This is a genomic window from Blastococcus sp. SYSU D00669, assembly GCF_054050715.1.
Window position 1 is genome coordinate 1 of the sequence record NZ_JBJGZV010000006.1, and the last position, 18,209, is coordinate 18,209.

Genomic DNA, 18,209 nt, shown 5'->3' on the forward strand with positions numbered 1-18,209 from the left:
TGTCCGGGGTGGGGACGCCGACCATCACCACCCGGCCGGCCAGGTCGCGGGCGTAGAAGGCCTGCTCGAACACCGCCGGGTGGCCGACGGCGTCGATCGCGACGTCGACGCCGAAGCCGCCGGTGAGGCCCTTGATCGCCGCGACGGCGTCGGTCTCCGTCGAGTTCACCGTGTGGGTGGCGCCGAAGCGCCTCGCCCACTCCAGCTTCCGGTCGTCGAGGTCGACGGCGATGATCGTGCCCGCGCCGGCCAGCCTGGCCCCGGCGATCGCGGCGTCGCCGACGCCGCCGCAGCCGAACACCGCCACCGACTCCCCGCGCCGGACCGCGCCGGTGTTCACCGCCGCGCCGACGCCGGCCATCACGCCGCAGCCGAGCAGCCCGGCGGCGGTGGCCGGGGCGGCCGGGTCGACCCTGGTGCACTGGCCGGAGTGGACCAGCGTCTTCTCCACGAACGCGCCGATGCCCAGCGCCGCCGACAGCGCGGTGCCGTCGGTCAGCGTCATCTTCTGCGCGGCGTTGTGGGTGTCGAAGCAGTACTGCGGCTCGCCCTTGAGGCAGGCGCGGCACTGCCCGCACACCGCCCGCCAGTTGAGGACGACGAAGTCGCCGACCGCGACGTTGGTCACCCCCTCGCCGACCGCGGAGACCACGCCGGCGGCCTCGTGGCCGAGCAGGAACGGGAACTCGTCGTTGATGCCGCCCTCGCGGTAGTGCAGGTCGGTGTGGCAGACCCCGCAGGCCCGCACGTCCACGACCGCCTCACCCGGGCCCGGGTCGGGCACCACGACCGTCTCGACGGTGACCGGCTGACCCTTCGCGCGGGCGACGACGCCCCGAACCTCGTAGGCCATGGCGGTGGATCCCCTCTCGTCCCTTGACCCTGTCGAGGAGTCACCCTACGGTGCTACATAACTGGTATACCAGTCTTCCACGGAATTCATGACAGAAGGGAACCCGGCATGGTCGTCCAGCTGGAGGAGACGCTGCCGGCGCCCGCTGCGCAGTACCGGGTGCTCGACCGGTCGCTGGCCGACACGGACCCCGACGTCTTCGACGCGATCACCGCCGAGCTGACCCGGCAGCAGACCACGTTGGAGATGATCGCCAGCGAGAACTTCGCGCCGCTCGCGGTCATGCAGGCGCAGGGCTCGGTGCTGACCAACAAGTACGCCGAGGGCTACCCGGGTCGCCGCTACTACGGCGGGTGCGAGCACGTCGACGTCGTCGAGCAGCTGGCCATCGACCGGCTGAAAGGGCTGTTCGGTGCCGAGTACGCCAACGTGCAGCCGCACTCGGGGGCGCAGGCCAACGCCGCGGCGATGTCCGCACTGCTGGCGCCCGGCGACACCATCCTCGGGCTCGACCTGGCGCACGGGGGGCACCTGACCCACGGGATGAAGCTGAACTTCTCCGGCAAGCTCTACGACGTCGCGGCCTACCACGTGCGGGCCGACGACCACCTGGTCGACATGGCCGAGGTCGAGCGGCTGGCGCGCGAGCGGCGGCCGAAGCTCGTCGTCGCGGGCTGGTCGGCCTACCCCCGCCACCTCGACTTCGCCGAGTTCCGGCGGATCGCCGACGAGGTGGGCGCCTACCTCATGGTCGACATGGCGCACTTCGCCGGCCTGGTGGCCGCCGGACTGCACCCGTCCCCGGTGCCGCACGCGCACGTCGTCACGTCGACCACCCACAAGACGCTCGGTGGCCCGCGCGGCGGCGTCATCCTCGCCACCGGCGACCTGGCCAGGAAGTTCAACTCCTCGGTCTTCCCCGGCCAGCAGGGCGGGCCGCTGGAGCACGTCATCGCCGCCAAGGCCGTGGCCTTCAAGCTGGCCGCCGAGCCGGCCTTCCGCGAGCGCCAGCAGCGGACCCTCGCCGGCGCCCGCATCCTGGCCGACCGGCTGCTGGCCCCGGACTCGCGCGCCGCGGGCATCGACGTCGTCAGCGGCGGCACCGACGTCCACCTCGTCCTGGTGGACCTGCGCGGGTCGGAGCTGGACGGCCGGCAGGCCGAGGACCGGCTGCACTCCATCGGGATCACCGTCAACCGCAACGCGGTGCCGTTCGACCCCCGCCCGCCGATGGTCAGCTCCGGCGTCCGCATCGGCACCCCCGCGCTGGCCGCCCGCGGCTTCGGGCCCGACGACTTCGCCGAGGTCGCGGACGTGATCGCCGCCGCCCTGCGGCCCTCGACCGGTGCGGAGGAGCTCCCCGGGCTCCGCGCGCGGGTCACCCGGCTCGCCGACCGCCACCCGCTCTACCCCGACCTGACGGAGGCCGGCCGATGAGCCCCCGCACCCCCGGCGCCGACCTGCCGGACCACCCGGACTTCCTCTGGCGCGACCCGGAACCGAAGCGCTCCTACGACGTGGTGATCGTCGGTGGTGGTGGCCACGGCCTGGCCACCGCGCACTACCTCGCCAGGAACCACGGCATCACGGACGTCGCCGTCCTGGAGAAGGGGTGGCTGGCCGGCGGCAACATGGCCCGCAACACCACGATCATCCGGTCCAACTACCTGTGGGACGAGAGCTCGGCGATCTACGAGCACAGCCTCAAGCTCTGGGAGGGCCTCGAGGAGGACCTCGGCTACCCGATCCTGTTCAGCCAGCGCGGGGTGCTGAACCTCGCGCACACGCTGCAGGACGTCCGCGACAGCGTGCGCCGGGTCGAGGCGAACAAGCTCAACGGCGTCGACGCCGAGTGGGTCGAGCCGGACGAGGTCCGCAAGGTCTGCCCGATCGTGAACACCTCGAGCGACATCCGCTACCCGGTGCTGGGTGCCACCTACCAGCCGCGCGCCGGCATCGCCAAGCACGACTACGTCGCCTGGGGCTTCGCCCGCCGGGCCGACGAGGCCGGCATCGACCTGATCCAGAACTGCGAGGTCACCGGGTTCTCCACCGACGGCGACCGGGTCACCGGCGTGCAGACCACCCGGGGCACGATCGCCGCGGGCACGGTGGCGCTCTGCGCCGCCGGCCACACGTCGGTGCTCACCGATCTGCTCGGCATCCGGGTGCCGGTGCAGAGCCACCCCCTGCAGGCGCTGGTCTCCGAGCTGCTCGAGCCGGTGCACCCCACGGTGGTCATGTCCAACGCCGTGCACGTCTACGTCTCCCAGGCGCACAAGGGCGAGCTGGTCATGGGCGCCGGCGTCGACTCCTACAACGGCTACGGCCAGCGCGGCGCCTTCCACGTCATCGAGCGCCAGATGGCCGCGGCCGTCGAGCTGTTCCCCGTGTTCGCACGGGCCCACCTGCTGCGCACCTGGGGCGGCATCGTCGACGTCAGCCCCGACGCCTCGCCCATCGTCGGGCGGACCCCGTACGCCAACCTCTACCTCAACTGCGGATGGGGGACCGGCGGCTTCAAGGCCACACCCGGCATCGGCTGGGCCCTGGCGCACACCATCGCCCACGACGAGCCCCACGCGACCGTGGCGCCGTTCGGCCTCGACCGCTTCGTCACCGGCGCGCTCGTCGACGAGCACGGCGCGGCCGCCGTGGCCCACTGATCCAGGGAGCCCCTGCGATGCAGCTCATCGAATGCCCGTGGTGCGGCCCCCGCGAGGAGGTCGAGTTCCGCTACGGCGGCCAGGCCCACGTCCCGTACCCGGAGAACCCCGCCGAGCTCTCCGACGAGCAGTGGGCGCACTACGTCTTCTTCCGGGACAACCCCAAGGGCCGCTTCGCGGAGCGCTGGAACCACAGCACAGGCTGCCGGCGCTGGTTCAACGCCGTCCGCGACACCGCCACCTACCGCTTCGAGCGCGTGTACCGCCTCGACGACCCGAAGCCGGTGATCCGATGACGAACCCGTTCCGCACCGCCGAGGGCGGCCGCGTCGACCGCGCCACCACCGTCGAGTTCACCTTCGACGGGCAGGCGTACACCGGTCACCCCGGCGACACGCTGGCCTCCGCGCTGCTCGCCGCGGGCCGGCACCGGATCGCCACGAGCGTCAAGCTCGGCCGCCCGCGGGGCATCGCCGCGGCCTGGGCCGAGGACCCGGGCGGCCTCGTGCAGGTCGAGGAGCCGTTCCCCGAGCCGATGCTGCTGGCCACCACCGTCGAGCTCCACGACGGGCTGGCCGCCCACGGACTGCGGGGGCAGGGCCGCCTCGCGGAGATCCCCGACTCGGCCCGCTACGACGCCGTCCACCACCACGTCGACGTGCTGGTCGTGGGCGCCGGGCCCGCCGGGCTGGCCGCCGCCCTCAGTGCCGCCCGGGCCGGGGCGCGGGTCGCGCTCGTCGACGAGCAGTCCGAGGCCGGCGGGTCGCTGCTGTCGGGCACCGACCGGCTCGACGACGGCCCGGCACCGGACTGGGTCGCCGCGGCGGTCGCCGAGCTCGCCGGGCTCCCGGAGGTGCTGCACCTGCAGCGCACCACGGCCTTCGGCAGCTACGACGACGGCTTCGTCCTCGCGCTCGAGCGGCGCACCGACCACCTCGGGCCGGCCGCCCCCAAGCACGTCTCCCGCCAGCGGGTCTGGCGCTTCCGGGCCCGCTCGGTCGTCGTCGCGACGGGCGCCCACGAGCGGCCGGTCGTGTTCGCCGACAACGACCGCCCGGGCATCATGCTCGCCGGCGCCGCCCGGACGTTCCTGCACCGCTACGGCGTGCTGCCCGGCCGCGAGGCCGTCGTCTTCACCACCAACGACAGCGCCTACGACGCCGCCCTCGACCTGCACCGCGCCGGCGTCCGGGTGCAGGCGGTGGTCGACCCACGGCCGGCCGGCTCGCCGCGACGGCGGGAGGAGTGCGAGCGCGCGGGGATCCCCGTCCTGGACGGATCCGTCGTCACGGGCACGCAGGGGGTGGACCGGGTCACCCACGCGCTGGTCGCGCCGTTCGCCGACGGCGAGGTCGGCGCCGGCCGGGCGATCGCCTGCGACCTGCTGCTGGTCAGCGGCGGATGGAACCCCGCGGTGCACCTGTTCAGCCAGGCCCGCGGCCGGCTCCGCTTCGACGAGGCGCTCGGCGCGTTCGTCCCGGCGGAGGAGCTCGACGGCCTGTCCGTCACCGGTTCCGCCGCCGGCGTCCTCGACCTGCCCGGGTGCCTGGCCGACGGGCAGCGGGTGGCCCGCGCCGCGCTGGCCGCGCTGGCGATCGAGCCGGCGTCAGAGGACCGGCTGCCGGCCGCCCCGGAACCCGTCGTCCCAGCCGCACCCCTCGTGCTCTGGCGGGTGCCGGACGTCTCCGGCGCGGAGGGCAGCACCTCGTTCGTCGACCTGCAGCGCGACGCGACGGTCGCCGACATCGCCCGGGCGGTCGGCGCCGGCCTGCGCTCCATCGAGCACGTCAAGCGCTACACGACCATCGGCACCGCGCACGACCAGGGCAAGACCTCCGGCGTCCTCACCTCGGGCATCACCGCCGAGCTGCTCGGGGTCCCCGTGCAGGACACCGGCACCACCACGTTCCGGCCGCCCTACACCCCGGTGGCCTTCGCGGCGCTCGCCGGCCGCGACCGCGGCCGGCTGTTCGACCCCGAGCGGGTCACCGCGCTGCACGGGTGGCACGTCGCGAACGGGGCGGTCTTCGAGGACGTCGGCCAGTGGAAGCGGCCCCGCTACTACCCGCGGCCCGGCGAGGACATGGAGGCCGCGGTCCTGCGGGAGTGCGCCGCGGCCCGCACGGGCGTCGGGATCCTCGACGGCTCCACCCTCGGCAAGATCGACGTCCAGGGGCCCGACGCCGCCGTCCTGCTCGACCGGCTCTACACGAACCTGATGAGCAGCCTCAAGGTCGGCTCGGTCCGCTACGGCGTCATGTGCGGCGTCGACGGCATGGTCCTCGACGACGGCACGGTGCTGCGCCTGGCCGAGGACCGGTTCCTCGTCCTCACCACCACCGGCGGTGCGGCCAAGGTCCTCGACTGGATGGAGGAGTGGGTCCAGACCGAGTGGCCGGACCTGCGGGTGCACTGCACCTCGGTCACCGAGCAGTGGTGCACGTTCCCGGTCGTCGGGCCCCGCTCCCGCGACGTCGTCGGCGCCGTCTTCCCCGACGTGGACGTGTCCACCGAGGCGTTCCCGTTCATGACCTGGCAGGACACCGCGCTCGACGGGGTGCCGGTGCGCCTGGCCCGGATCAGCTTCTCCGGGGAGCTCGCCTTCGAGGTCTACGTCAACCCCTGGTACGCGGTCGCGGTCTGGCAGCGGCTGCTCGAGGCCGGCCGCCCGTACGGCATCACGCCCTACGGCACCGAGACCATGCACGTCCTGCGCGCGGAGAAGGGCTACCCGATCATCGGGCAGGACACCGACGGCACCGTCACCCCGCAGGACCTGGGCATGACCTGGGTGGTGTCCAAGAAGAAGCCCGACTTCATCGGCAAGCGCTCCTTCGCCCGTGCGGCCAACCAGGACCCGCTGCGCAAGCAGCTGGTCGCGCTGCTGCCGGTCGACCGGCGGACGGTGCTGCCGGAGGGCTCGCAGATCGTGGAGTTCCTGCCCGGCGGGCAGCTGCCGCCCCCGCCGGTGCCCATGCTCGGCCACGTCACCTCCAGCTACCGCAGCGCCGAGCTGGCCCGGCCCTTCGCCCTGGCCCTGGTCAAGGGCGGTCGCGCGCGCGTCGGCGACACCCTGCACGTCCCCGTCAACGGCACCCTCGTCCCGGTCGAGGTCACCGGCTCGGTGCTGGTCGATCCCGAAGGAGCCCGGCGCGATGGCTGAGCTGCTGCGCACCCACCCGCTCGAGGCGTGGAGCACCGCCTTGGCGGGCCTGCCCGCCACCGTCCGGGTCACCGTCGAACCGTTCGTCGCGACGGTCGACGTCCGGTTGGGCGCGGTGAGCGCCGAGGCCTCGACCGCGCTGGGCGTCGACCTCCCGACGGTGCCCAACACCTGGGTGCCGACCGGCGCCGGACGGGTCGTCTGGCTCGGTCCGGACGAGTGGCTGCTCAGCAGCACGACGGAGGAGCCGGAGGAGCTGGAGCGCCGCGTCCGTGCCGCGGTCCTTCCGCTCGGCGGATCCGCGACCGACGTCTCGGCTCAGCGGATCGGGCTGCGGCTGACCGGCGCCCGCGCCCGGGACGTCCTGGCCAAGGGCTGCGCGATCGACCTGCACCCGCGGGTGTTCGGCCGGGGCCGCAGCGCGCAGACGGCGCTCGGCCAGGCCGGCGTCGTGCTGCTGGCCCTCTCCGACACCGGCGACGACTACGCCCTCCTCGTCCGGTCGTCCTTCGCCGGCTACCTCGCCGACTGGCTGCTCGACGCAGCCCTCGAGTTCACCACCACCCCCACCAGCAGGTGAAGGACCCGGTTCCACCGGCACGTCAGGAGCGAGAGCAATGCCCACCACCCCTCGAGTGGTCATCATCGGAGCGGGGATCGTCGGCGCCAACCTGGCCGACGAGCTGACCCTCCGCGGCTGGGACCGCGTCACCGTGCTCGACCAGGGGCCCCTCCCGCTGACCGGCGGGTCCACCTCGCACGCGCCCGGGCTGGTCTTCCAGACCAACGCCTCGAAGACGATGACGGCGTTCGCGAGCTACACGGTCGAGAAGCTGCTGAGCCTCGACGTCGACGGCGCCTGGTGCTTCAACCAGGTCGGCGGGCTCGAGGTCGCCACCACCCCGGAGCGGCTCGCGGACCTCCGGCGCAAGCAGGGCTGGGCCACGTCCTGGGGCGTCGAGGCCGAGGTGATCGGTCCCGAGGACTGCGTGCGGCTGCACCCGCTCGTCGACCGCGAGCGCGTCCTCGGCGGGCTGCACATCCCCACCGACGGCCTGGCCAAGGCCACCCGCACGGTCGTCGCGCTCGCCCGCCGCGCCGAGGCCCGCGGCGCCCGCTTCCAGGGCTCGACCCGGGTGACCGGCATCGAGCAGGCCGGTGGCCGGGTGACCGGCGTCCGCACGCCGGACGGCGTGATCCCGGCCGACGTCGTGGTGTCCTGCGCCGGCTTCTGGGGCGTGGAGCTCGGCGCCATGGCCGGGATGGACGTGCCGCTGCTGCCCCTGGCCCACCAGTTCGTCTGGACCGGCCAGGTGCCCGAACTGGTCGGTCGCAACGACGAGCTCGGCGAGGCGAGCCTGCCGATCCTGCGCCACCAGGACCAGGACCTCTACTACCGCGAGCGGGTCGACCGCCTCGGCATCGGCTCCTACGCCCACCGGCCGATGCCGGTGGACCTGCGCGAGCTGCCCCAGGGCGACGGCGAGCAGGAGTCGGGCATGCCCTCGATGCTGCCCTTCACCGAGGAGGACTTCGCCCCGGCGTGGGAGCAGAGCAAGCTGCTGCTGCCCTCGCTGCGCTCGTCGAAGATCGACACCGGCTTCAACGGCGTCTTCTCCTTCACCCCCGACGGCGGCCCGCTGGTGGGGGAGTCCGCCGACGTCCAGGGCTTCTGGATCGCCGAGGCCGTCTGGGTCACCCACTCCGCCGGCGTCGCCCGGGCCGTGGCCCAGCTGCTGGTCGACGGGCACTCCGAGATCGACCTGCACGGCTGCGACGTCCACCGGTTCGAGGACGTCCAGCTCGCCCCGGAGTACGTCAGCGAGACCTCGCAGCAGAACTTCGTCGAGGTCTACGACGTCGTCCACCCGCTGCAGCCGCGGCTGTCGCCGCGCGACCTGCGGGTCAGCCCCTTCCACGCCCGGCAGCAGGAGCTCGGCGCGGTCTTCCTCGAGGCCGGCGGCTGGGAGCGGCCGCACTGGTACGAGGCCAACGCCGCGCTGGTGGAGCAGCTGCCGGCGGAGTGGGTCCCGCCGGCGCGCGACCCGTGGAGCGCGCGGTTCCACTCGCCGATCGCAGCGGCCGAGGCGTGGAGGACCCGCACGGCGGTTGCGATGTACGACATGACCCCGCTCAAGCGGCTCGAGATCAGCGGCCCCGGCGCGCTCGCCCTGCTGCAGCGCCTGACGACCGGCGAGATGGACAAGTCGGTCGGGTCGGTCACCTACACGCTCGCCCTCGACGGCGCCGGCGGCGTCCGCAGCGACCTCACCGTCGCCCGGCTGGGCGAGCAGCTGTTCCAGGTGGGCGCCAACGGCCCGCTCGACCTCGACCACTTCCGGCGTCAGGCACCGGCCGACGGCAGCGTGCAGGTGCGCGACATCACCGGCGGCACGTGCTGCGTCGGCCTGTGGGGCCCGAAGGCGCGCGACCTGGTCCAGCGGCTCAGCGCCGACGACTTCTCCGACGACGGGCTGAAGTACTTCCGCGCCAAGCGGGCCCGGATCGGGGGGGTGCCGGTGACGGCGATGCGGCTGTCCTACGTCGGCGAGCTCGGCTGGGAGCTCTACACCAGCGCCGACCACGGCCGGCGGTTGTGGGACGTGCTGTGGGCCGCCGGCCAGGACCTCGGCGTGATCGCCGCGGGTCGCGCCGCCTTCAACAGCCTCCGGCTGGAGAAGGGCTACCGCGCCTGGGGTCACGACATGACCACCGAGCACAACCCCTACGAGGCGGGTCTCGGGTTCGCCGTCCGCCGGCAGAAGAAGGACGACTTCGTGGGGCGGCAGGCCCTCGAGGGGATCAGCGACGACACGGTGGACCGCCGGCTGACCTGCCTGACCGTCGACGACGGCCGCAGCGTCGTCCTCGGCCACGAGCCGGTGTTCCTCGCCGGCCGGCCGGCCGGCTACGTGACCAGCGCCGCCTTCGGCCACACCGTCGGCCGCCCGATCGCCTACGCCTGGCTGCCGGCCTCGGCGACCGCCGGCACGGCCGTCGAGATCGAGTACTTCGGCACCCGCATCCCGGCGACCGTGGCCGCCGAGCCGCTGGTCGACCCCGACATGACCCGCATCCGCGGCTGAGAGGACCCGCCCGTGCGCACCGACACCGTCGAGACGTTCCTGGCGCAGCTCGCCGCCAGGGTGCCCGCCCCCGGAGGGGGAGCCACCGCCGCGCTGCACGCCGCCCAGGCCGCTGCCCTGGTCGCGATGGTCGCCCGCTACAGCGACTCGGCCAGGTTCGCCGAGCACGCCGCGGAGATCGCCACCATCACCGCGACCGCGGACCGGCTGCGCGAGAACGCGCTGGGCCTGGCCGAGGACGACGCCGCGGCCTTCACCGCCGTCACCGAGGCGTACCGCCTGCCGAAGGGCACGCCCGACGAGGTCGCGGCCCGCTCCGCGTCCATCGGGCGGGCGCTGGTCGGCGCGGCCCAGGTCCCGGCGATCGTCATCGCGGTCGCCGAGCGGGTGCTGACCCTGGCCGAGCAGCTCCACCCGATCGGCAACCGCAACGTGCTCAGCGACCTCGCCGCGGCGGCCGAGGCGGCCCGGGCCGCCGCCACCACGGCCCGGGTCAACGTGGAGGTCAACCTCGGCGGCATCACCGACCCGGCGACCTGGGGAGAGCTCGCCGCGGTCACCGACACCGTCGACGACCTCGTCCTGCGCGCCGAGAAGGTGACCGCCGCCGTCCGGGACGGACTGGTGCGGTGACGGCGGAGCTCGACGGGCGGGAGCTGGCCGCCGGCATCCGCGCCGAGGTCGCCGCCGAGGCCGCGGCGCTGGCCGCGGCCGGGACACCGCCCCGGCTGGCCGTGGTGGTGGCGACCGCCGACGAGTCCAGCGCTTGGTACGTCCGCTCCATCGCCCGCGCCTCGGAGCGGACGGGGATCGCCTGCGCGGTGGTCGACCTCGGGGAGACGGCGACGCCGGAGCGGATCCGCGCCGAGCTGGTCGCGCTGAGCGCGGACCCGGCGGTGCACGGCATCGTCCTGCAGACCCCGCTGCCGGCCGACGCGGTGCTCGAGGACCTGGCCGCGGCGATCGACCCGGCCAAGGACGTCGACGGCGCCAACCCGCTCAGCCTGGGACGGCTCGCCGCCGGCCTGCCCGCCTTCGCGCCGGCGACCGCCGCGGCGGTGCTGGCCCTCCTCCACCACCACGGGATCCCGCTCGCCGGGGCGCACGCCGTCGTGGTGGGGCGCTCCACCGTCGTCGGCAAGCCGGTCGCGCACCTGCTCCTGCAGCGGGACGCGACCGTGACCGTCTGCCACAGCCGCACGAAGGACCTCGCCGCGGTGACCCGGACCGCCGACGTGCTCGTCGCCGCCGTCGGACGAGCGGGCCTCATCGGCGCCGAGCACGTCGCCGCGGACGCGGTCATCGTCGACGTGGGGACCAACCCGACGGCCGACGGCGGGCTCGTCGGGGACGTCGACGCCGCCGCCGTCACCGGCCGCGCCGCCGGGCTGACCCCGGTGCCCGGCGGGGTCGGCCCGATCACCACCGCGCTGCTCCTGCGGCACACGGTCACCTCCGCGCGCGGCTGACCCCGTGCTCCGGTCCCGGCCGGGAGGGGCGGCCGTGACCCAGCCGCCCCGCCCGTTCCCGCTCCTCGCTCTCGCGGCGCGCCGGCCGCTGGTCTGCGGCGTCCTCAACGTCACGCCCGACTCCTTCTCCGACGGCGGGCGCTTCGACGCCCTCGACCGGGCGGTGGAGCACGGGCGCACCCTGGCCGGCGAGGGCGCAGACCTCATCGACATCGGGGGCGAGTCCACCCGGCCGGGCGCGCGGCCGCCGTCCCCCGCCGAGGAGCTGGACCGGGTCGTCCCCGTGGTCGAGGCCCTGGTCCAGGAGGTCGGCGTGCCGCTGTCCGTGGACACCTCGCGGCCCGAGGTGATGCGGGCGGCCGTCGCCGCCGGCGCGAGCATGGTCAACGACGTGCGGGCGCTGCGGACGCCGGGTGCGCTGGAGGCCGCCGCCGAGCTCGCGGTGCCGGTGTGCCTGATGCACATGCAGCGCTCGCCGGAGAGCATGCAGCGCGATCCCCGCTACTCCGACGTCGTCGCCGAGGTGCGCGCCTTCCTCGCCGAGCGGAAGCGCGCCTGCCTCGAGGCCGGTCTGCATCCGGAGCACCTCTTGGTCGACCCGGGGTTCGGCTTCGGCAAGACGCTCGCGCACAACGTCGCGCTGCTGGCTTCCCTCGGCAGGCTGCGCGACCTGGGCGCCCCGATCATGGTCGGGCTGTCCCGCAAGTCGGTGCTCGGACAGCTCACCGGGCGGGCGGTGGGGGAGCGGCTGCCGGCGTCCCTGGCCGCGGCCGTCGTCGCCGCCCAGCGCGGGGCCGCGGTGCTGCGGGTGCACGACGTCGCGGCCACGCGGGACGCCCTGGCGGTCCTCGACGCCGTCGACGGTCCCTGAAGCGGTCCGGCGCACCGCTTCAGATGACGGCGCGGATCGCCTTCTCGAAGCCCAGGACGTGCTCACGGGCCAGGGCGTCGGCCCGATCGGCGTCGCCGGCGGCGATCGCGCGGAGCAGCTCCACGTGCTCCCTGACGTGCTCGTCCACCGTGGGCAGCCGGTCGAGGAACAGGCAGAAGATCCGCGTCGCCAGGTTGTCGTAGCGGATGAGCACGTCCTCCAGGTGCGGATTGCCCGCCGCCCGGTAGATGGCCCGGTGCACGGCCAGGTCCCACCGCATCAGCTCCGGAGCGTCGACCCGGGTCACGTCGAGCTGCTCGATGCGCTCGGCCAGCTCCTCGAGCTCTGCCTGCGGGTTGCGGGCGCTGCGCTCCGCGGCGCGGCGGGCGGCCAGCGGCTCGAGCTGGGCGCGGATCTCGGAGATGTGCGCCAGGTCGGAGATGTCCATGCCCGTCGCGAACGTGCCCCGCCGCGGGTAGGACACGACGAGCCGGTCGCCCTCGAGACGCTTGAGCGCCTCGCGGACCGGGGTCCGGCCCACGCCGAGGTCCTTGGCGAGGACGTCGTCGTCGATCGGGTCGCCCGGCCGGATGTCGAGCATGATCAGCCGGTCCCGGACCGCGACGTACGCCCGGTCGGCGAGGGACGTGGCGGCGGACGCGTCGAGATCCAGGAAGGCAGCGGTCACGAGCGCATCGTAGGGGCTGACGGCGACCAAGGCTTGCCTCCTGTGAGTGAGCGACATACTCTTACTGTACATCTGGTATATCAAAGATGTACCTGGAGAGGCACGCATGACCATCAGCGCCTTCGACCTGTTCAAGGTCGGCATCGGCCCGTCCAGCTCGCACACGGTGGGGCCCATGCGTGCGGCCTCCACCTTCGCCTCCCGGCTCCGCGACGAGGGCCTGCTGGGCGCGGTGGTCGGTGTGCGCTGCGAGCTGTTCGGGTCGCTGGGAGCGACCGGGCACGGGCACGGCAGCGTCCAGGCCGTCGTCCTCGGCCTCGAGGGGGAGCAGCCCGACCAGGTCGACCCGGTCGCGGCGCAACCGCGTGTCGACGCCGTCCGGCGCGACGGGAAGCTCGCCCTGGCCGGCGAGCACGTCATCGCGTTCTCCGTGGACGACGACGTCGTGCTGCACCGGCGCAGGCGGCTGGACTTCCACAGCAACGGCATGCTCTTCCGGGCGGTGGACGCGGACGGCGACGAGGTCAGCCGCCGCGAGTACTACTCGGTCGGGGGCGGGTTCGTCCTGGACCAGGACGACGCCGGCAACCCGGCCGTCGTCGAGGACCCGACGCCCGTCCGGTACCCGTTCCGCACCGGCGAGGAGCTGCTCGCCCGGGCGCGGGAGACGGGGCTGCGGATCAGCGACGTGGTGCTGGCCAACGAGCTGGCCTGGCGCAGCGAGGCGGAGGTGCGCGCCGGGCTGCTGCACGTCTGGTCGGTCATGCAGGAGTGCGTCGAACGCGGCACCCGGGCCAGCGGGGTGCTGCCCGGCGGGCTCAGGGTCCGCCGGCGCGCGGCCGCGCTGCGCGCCCAGCTCGAGGAGCACCCCGACGAGGCCGACCCGCTCCGCGCGATGGAGTGGGTGACCCTCTACGCCCTCGCGGTCAACGAGGAGAACGCGGCGGGTGGGCGGGTGGTCACCGCGCCGACCAACGGCGCTGCCGGCATCGTGCCCGCCGTCCTGCACTACTACCGCGACTTCGTGGGCTCGTTCTCCGAGGACGGGGTGGTCCGCTTCCTGCTCACCGCCGCGGCGATCGGGTTGCTGTTCAAGGAGAACGCGTCCATCTCCGGCGCGGAGGTGGGGTGCCAGGGAGAGGTCGGCTCGGCCTGCTCGATGGCCGCCGCCGGCCTCGCCGAGGTGCTCGGGGGGACCCCGGAGCAGGTGGAGAACGCGGCGGAGATCGGCATCGAGCACAACCTCGGCCTCACCTGCGACCCGGTCGGGGGACTGGTGCAGATCCCCTGCATCGAGCGCAACGCCGTCGGCTCCGTCAAGGCCATCACCGCGGCGCGCATGGCCGTCCGTGGCGACGGCCGGCACCACGTCCCGCTGGACAAGGCCATCAAGACCATGCGCGAGACCGGCGCGGACATGAAGGACAAGTACAAGGAGACCGCCCGCGGCGGGCTGGCGCTCAACATCGTCGAGTGCTGAGGAGGCACCCGTGTCCCACCCGTTCACCCTCACGCTGAGCTGCCAGGAGCGGCCCGGCATCGTGCACGCGGTCAGCTCGTTCCTCTTCCGGCACGGCTGCGACATCGTCGAGCACCAGCAGTTCGACGACGCCCTCCGCGGTCAGCTGTTCCTCCGGACCGCGTTCGTCTCCGCCGAGGACACCGCCGTCGAGCACCTGGCGGCCGAGTTCGGCCCGGTCGCCGCCGAGTTCGGCATGACCTACCAGGTGACCGGGGACCAGCCGCAGCGGGTCCTGGTCATGGTGTCCAAGCTCGGACACTGCCTCAACGACCTGATCTTCCGCTGGCGCGCCGGCAGCCTCGGCGCCGAGCTCGTCGCCGTGGTGTCCAACCACGAGGACCTGCGCCCGATGGCGGAGGCGGCCGGGCTGCCGTTCGTCCACGTGCCCGTGACCCCGGCCACCAAGCGCGGGGCGGAGCAGCGGCTGCTCGACCTCGTCGACGAGCACCGGGCCGACCTCGTGGTCCTCGCCCGCTACATGCAGGTCCTCTCCGACGAGGCGTGCGCGGCCCTGCACGGCCGGGCGATCAACATCCACCACTCCTTCCTGCCGGGGTTCAAGGGGGCCAAGCCCTACCACCAGGCCTTCGACCGCGGGGTGAAGCTGGTCGGGGCGACGGCGCACTACGTGACCCCGGACCTGGACGAGGGGCCGATCATCGAGCAGGAGGTCATCCGGATCGACCACACCTTCGACCCCCGCGCACTGGCCACCGTCGGCCAGGACGCCGAGGCGCTCGCGCTGTCCCGCGCCGTGCGCTGGCACAGCGAACGACGCGTGCTGCTCAACGGCCACAGCACCGTGGTCTTCCGCTGAACGCGGAGCGATGAAGCAGACCTCTCGCCCAGGAGGGTGATCAGCACCTGCGTGTGCGTGGCACGCCGCCGCCCGTCCGGCAACATCCACAGTCCGTCGACGGGGGGACACGGACATGAGCAGCGGCCGGCACCTTCCTGACGTCGCGGAGCAGGCGGACGGGGAGACGGGTTCCCCGCGCGTGACGTGGATCTGGCGGGGGGAGCACCTCACCGGCACCGGGCGGCTCCTGATCGCCCTGACGCTGCTGCCCGTCGTCCTCCCCGTGCTCTACTTCGCGCTGCGGTGGCTCAACGTCGAGGGACCGTGGGGCCCCTTCACGATCGCCGTGATCCTTCTCGGCATCCCGGCGGGCATCGAGACGTGGCGCTGGACCAGGAGCCCGGAGCGGCGGTAGGAGGAGGCACGTGGCCGGCCCCCTGCTCACGACGAAGCTCCACGTCCCGCGACGCCGGCGCGGCGCGGTCGCGCGCCCGCGGCTGACCGAGCGGCTGCGGCGCGGAGCCGAGGGGCCGCTCACCCTCGTGTCGGCCCCGGCCGGCTTCGGCAAGAGCACCGTGCTGACCGAGTGGCTCGCCGCCGACGGGCGGACCGCCGCGTGGGTCTCGCTCGACCAGCGCGACGGCGACCCGGTCCTCTTCTGGACCTACGTGCTCTCCGCCCTGCGGACCACGTACGGGCTGGGCGCCGGGGCCCTGGCGGCGCTGGAGGCGCACGCACCGGTCGACGCGGTGCTCGCCACCCTGGTCAACGAGCTCGCCGCCGCTCCGGACGACGTCGTCCTCGTGCTCGACGACCACCACCTGGTCGAGTCGCGCGACGTCCAGGAGGGGGTGGCCTTCCTGCTCGAGCACCTGCCCCCGCACGTTCACCTGGTCATCGCCACCCGCGCCGACCCGCCCCTGCCGCTGGCGCGGCTGCGTGCGCGCGGCGACCTGGTCGAGGTCCGCGCCGACGACCTGCGCTTCACCGCCGACGAGGCGGCCGCGTACCTGGCCGGCGCGACGGGACGGCAGCTCCCGGCCGAGCACGTGGCCGCGCTGGAGGGGCGCACCGAGGGGTGGATCGCCGCGCTCCAGCTGGCGGCGCTGTCGATGCGGGGCCGCGAGGACGTCGCCGGCTTCGTGGCGGGCTTCGCCGGCCACGACCGCTACGTCGTCGACTACCTGGTCGAGGAGGTCCTGCAGCAGCAGCCCGACGACGTTCGCGACTTCCTCCTCGGCACCTCCGTGCTGAGCCGCCTGAGCGGCCCCCTCTGCGACGCCGTCCTCGGCCGGGACGGCGGCACGGCGGTTCTCGAGGGGCTCGACCGCGCGAACCTGTTCCTGGTGCCGCTCGACGACCGCCGCCACTGGTACCGCTACCACCACCTCTTCGCCGACGTGCTGCACGCCCGGCTGCTGGCCGAGCAGCCCGACCGGGTGGCCGGGCTGCACCGGCGGGCCGCCGGCTGGTTCGCCGAGCACGGCGAGCCGGCCGAGGCGATCCGCCACGCGCTGGCCGGCGGGGACGGCGGACGCGCCGCCGACCTGGTGGAGGCGGCGATGCCCGCGGTGCGCCGCAACCGGCAGGAGACCACGCTGCGCGCCTGGTTCGAGGCGCTGCCCGACGAGGTCCTGCGCGCGCGGCCGGCCCTGGGCGTCACCTACGCCGGCACGCTCGTGCAGACCGGCGAGTTCGCCGACGTCGCGCAGCGGCTGAGCGACGCCGAGCAGCGGCTGGACGCGGCGCCGACCGCGGACGCCGCCCGGGTCCGCGGCGAGATCGCCCTCTACCGCGCCGCCCTGGCCCAGGTGAGGGGCGACCCTCCGGAGACGGTGGCCCAGGCCCGTCGCGCCCTCGAGCTCGCCGGCGAGGAGGAGCACCTGCTGCGCGGCGCGGCGGCCGGCGTGCTCGGGCTGGCCGCCTGGAGCGGCGGGGACCTCGCGGCCGCGCACCGCTGGTGGTCGGACTCCGCCGGCCACCTGGGCAGCGCCGGGCACGTCGCGGACACCCTCGGCGTCGCCATCGCCCTGGCCGACATCTCCCTCGCGCAGGGCCGGCTCCGCCGGGCGGAGGCGACCTACCGCCGAGGGCTCGCCACCGCGACGAGCGGGGCGGTGGTCCTGCGCGGCGCGGCGGACATGCACGTGGGGCTGGCCGACGTCCTCCGCGAGCGCGACGACCTCGCGGCCGCCCGCCGGCACCTGGCGGCGAGCCGGGAGCTGGGCGAGCACGCCGGCCTGCCGCAGAACCGGCACCGCTGGCTGGTGGCGATGGCTCGGGTGTGCCAGGCCGAGGGCGACCTCGCCGCCGCGGTCGACCTCCTCGACGAGGCGGAGCAGCTCTACGCGGGTGACATGTTCCCCGACGTCCGGCCGATCCCGGCGGTGCGCGCCCGGGTGTGGACGGCGCAGGGCCGGGTCGGCGAGGCGCTCGGCTGGGCCCGCGAGCGCGGGCTGTCGCCCGACGACGACCCGACCTACCTCCGTGAGTTCGAGCACGTCACGCTGGCCCGCGCACTGCTGGCCGCCGGTGACGTCGAGGTGGCGACCCGGTTCGTCGCGCGGCTGCTGGCCGCCGCCGAGGCGGGGGAGCGCACCGGCAGCGCCGTCGAGCTGCTCGTCCTGCAGGCCCTCGCGCGGCAGGCCGGCGGCGACGACGCCGGCGCGCTCGACGCGATCGGGAAGGCGCTGGCGCTCGCCGAGCCGGAGGGCCACGTGCGCGTCTTCGCCGACGAGGGACGGCCCCTGGCCGCGCTCCTGCGGTCCTGCACCGACCACGGCGCCAGCCCGGCGTACGCCCGCCGCCTCCTGGCCGCGGCGGCCACGGACGGCCGCGCACCGGACCAGCCGGGCCTGGTCGAGCCGCTGAGCGCGCGCGAGCTCGACGTCCTCCGGCTGCTGGGCAGCGACCTCGACGGCCCCGGCATCGCCCGCGCGCTGTTCGTGTCGGTCAACACCGTGCGGACCCACACCAAGAACATCTACGCCAAGCTCGGCGTGAACAGCCGCCGGGCCGCGGTCCGTCGCGCCGCCGAACTCGACCTGCTCGCCCGGCCGCCCGCCTGACCCGGGCTCACCACCCGGATCACC

General features: G+C 74.4%; 15 protein-coding genes. 13 read left to right on the plus strand and 2 right to left on the minus strand.

Going from position 1 to position 18,209, the window contains the following annotated elements:
* Positions 1-853 (minus strand): zinc-binding dehydrogenase (locus ACI8AF_RS06160; RefSeq protein ID WP_456538800.1); only part of this gene is annotated, 853 nt, incomplete at its 3' end.
* Positions 854-961: 108 nt separating this feature from the next.
* Between ACI8AF_RS06160 and glyA the strand changes: the two genes are divergently transcribed.
* Genes glyA through folP form a run of 9 tightly spaced genes read left to right on the plus strand, consistent with a single transcriptional unit; the run spans position 962 to position 12,108 of the window.
* On the plus strand, positions 962-2,290 hold the full coding sequence (gene glyA / locus ACI8AF_RS06165) for a serine hydroxymethyltransferase (RefSeq protein WP_456538801.1): 1,329 nt from the start codon (positions 962-964) through the stop codon (positions 2,288-2,290).
* A complete protein-coding gene (locus tag ACI8AF_RS06170; RefSeq protein WP_456538802.1) occupies positions 2,287-3,519 on the plus strand; it encodes a sarcosine oxidase subunit beta family protein in 1,233 nt (410 codons plus the stop codon). Before glyA ends, ACI8AF_RS06170 begins: the two co-directional genes overlap by 4 nt.
* Before the next feature lie 17 nt (positions 3,520-3,536).
* Positions 3,537-3,815 carry a sarcosine oxidase subunit delta gene (locus ACI8AF_RS06175; RefSeq protein WP_456538803.1) on the plus strand — a complete coding sequence of 93 codons (279 nt, stop codon included), beginning with the start codon at positions 3,537-3,539 and terminating at the stop codon, positions 3,813-3,815.
* A complete protein-coding gene (locus ACI8AF_RS06180; protein ID WP_456538804.1) occupies positions 3,812-6,682 on the plus strand; it encodes a 2Fe-2S iron-sulfur cluster-binding protein in 2,871 nt (956 codons plus the stop codon). The genes ACI8AF_RS06175 and ACI8AF_RS06180 overlap by 4 nt, the downstream gene beginning before the upstream one ends.
* The gene (locus tag ACI8AF_RS06185; RefSeq protein WP_456538805.1) at positions 6,675-7,262 is read left to right on the plus strand and encodes a sarcosine oxidase subunit gamma; all 588 of its coding nucleotides are present in this window, start codon (positions 6,675-6,677) and stop codon (positions 7,260-7,262) included. Before ACI8AF_RS06180 ends, ACI8AF_RS06185 begins: the two co-directional genes overlap by 8 nt.
* A 37-nt stretch (positions 7,263-7,299) precedes the next feature.
* A complete protein-coding gene (locus ACI8AF_RS06190) occupies positions 7,300-9,768 on the plus strand; it encodes a GcvT family protein (RefSeq protein ID WP_456538806.1) in 2,469 nt (822 codons plus the stop codon).
* A gap of 12 nt (positions 9,769-9,780) precedes the next feature.
* A complete protein-coding gene (locus ACI8AF_RS06195; RefSeq protein ID WP_456538807.1) occupies positions 9,781-10,401 on the plus strand; it encodes a cyclodeaminase/cyclohydrolase family protein in 621 nt (206 codons plus the stop codon).
* Positions 10,398-11,237, plus strand: a complete 840-nt coding sequence (locus ACI8AF_RS06200; RefSeq protein WP_456538808.1) for a bifunctional 5,10-methylenetetrahydrofolate dehydrogenase/5,10-methenyltetrahydrofolate cyclohydrolase — start codon at positions 10,398-10,400, stop codon at positions 11,235-11,237. The genes ACI8AF_RS06195 and ACI8AF_RS06200 overlap by 4 nt, the downstream gene beginning before the upstream one ends.
* Positions 11,238-11,271: 34 nt before the next feature.
* Entirely contained in the window at positions 11,272-12,108 is an 837-nt protein-coding gene (gene folP / locus ACI8AF_RS06205; protein ID WP_456538809.1) for a dihydropteroate synthase, read from the plus strand.
* A gap of 19 nt (positions 12,109-12,127) precedes the next feature.
* On the opposite strand, the gene ACI8AF_RS06210 is transcribed toward folP, so the two are convergent.
* The gene (locus ACI8AF_RS06210) at positions 12,128-12,796 is read right to left on the minus strand and encodes a GntR family transcriptional regulator (RefSeq protein WP_456538810.1); all 669 of its coding nucleotides are present in this window, start codon (positions 12,794-12,796) and stop codon (positions 12,128-12,130) included.
* Positions 12,797-12,902: 106 nt separating this feature from the next.
* Here ACI8AF_RS06210 and ACI8AF_RS06215 point away from each other — a divergent pair, with 106 nt between their 5' ends.
* The 4 genes from ACI8AF_RS06215 (at position 12,903) to ACI8AF_RS06230 (ending at position 18,185) form a co-directional block, all read left to right on the plus strand.
* Positions 12,903-14,276: an L-serine ammonia-lyase gene (locus ACI8AF_RS06215; RefSeq protein WP_456538811.1), complete on the plus strand. Its 1,374-nt coding sequence runs from the start codon at positions 12,903-12,905 to the stop codon at positions 14,274-14,276.
* 10 nt (positions 14,277-14,286) lie between these two features.
* Entirely contained in the window at positions 14,287-15,135 is an 849-nt protein-coding gene (gene purU / locus ACI8AF_RS06220) for a formyltetrahydrofolate deformylase (RefSeq protein ID WP_456538812.1), read from the plus strand.
* Positions 15,136-15,316: 181 nt separating this feature from the next.
* The gene (locus ACI8AF_RS06225) at positions 15,317-15,532 is read left to right on the plus strand and encodes a hypothetical protein (RefSeq protein ID WP_456538813.1); all 216 of its coding nucleotides are present in this window, start codon (positions 15,317-15,319) and stop codon (positions 15,530-15,532) included.
* Positions 15,533-15,542: 10 nt separating this feature from the next.
* Positions 15,543-18,185 carry a LuxR C-terminal-related transcriptional regulator gene (locus ACI8AF_RS06230; RefSeq protein ID WP_456538814.1) on the plus strand — a complete coding sequence of 881 codons (2,643 nt, stop codon included), beginning with the start codon at positions 15,543-15,545 and terminating at the stop codon, positions 18,183-18,185.
* Positions 18,186-18,209: the final 24 nt, after the last annotated feature.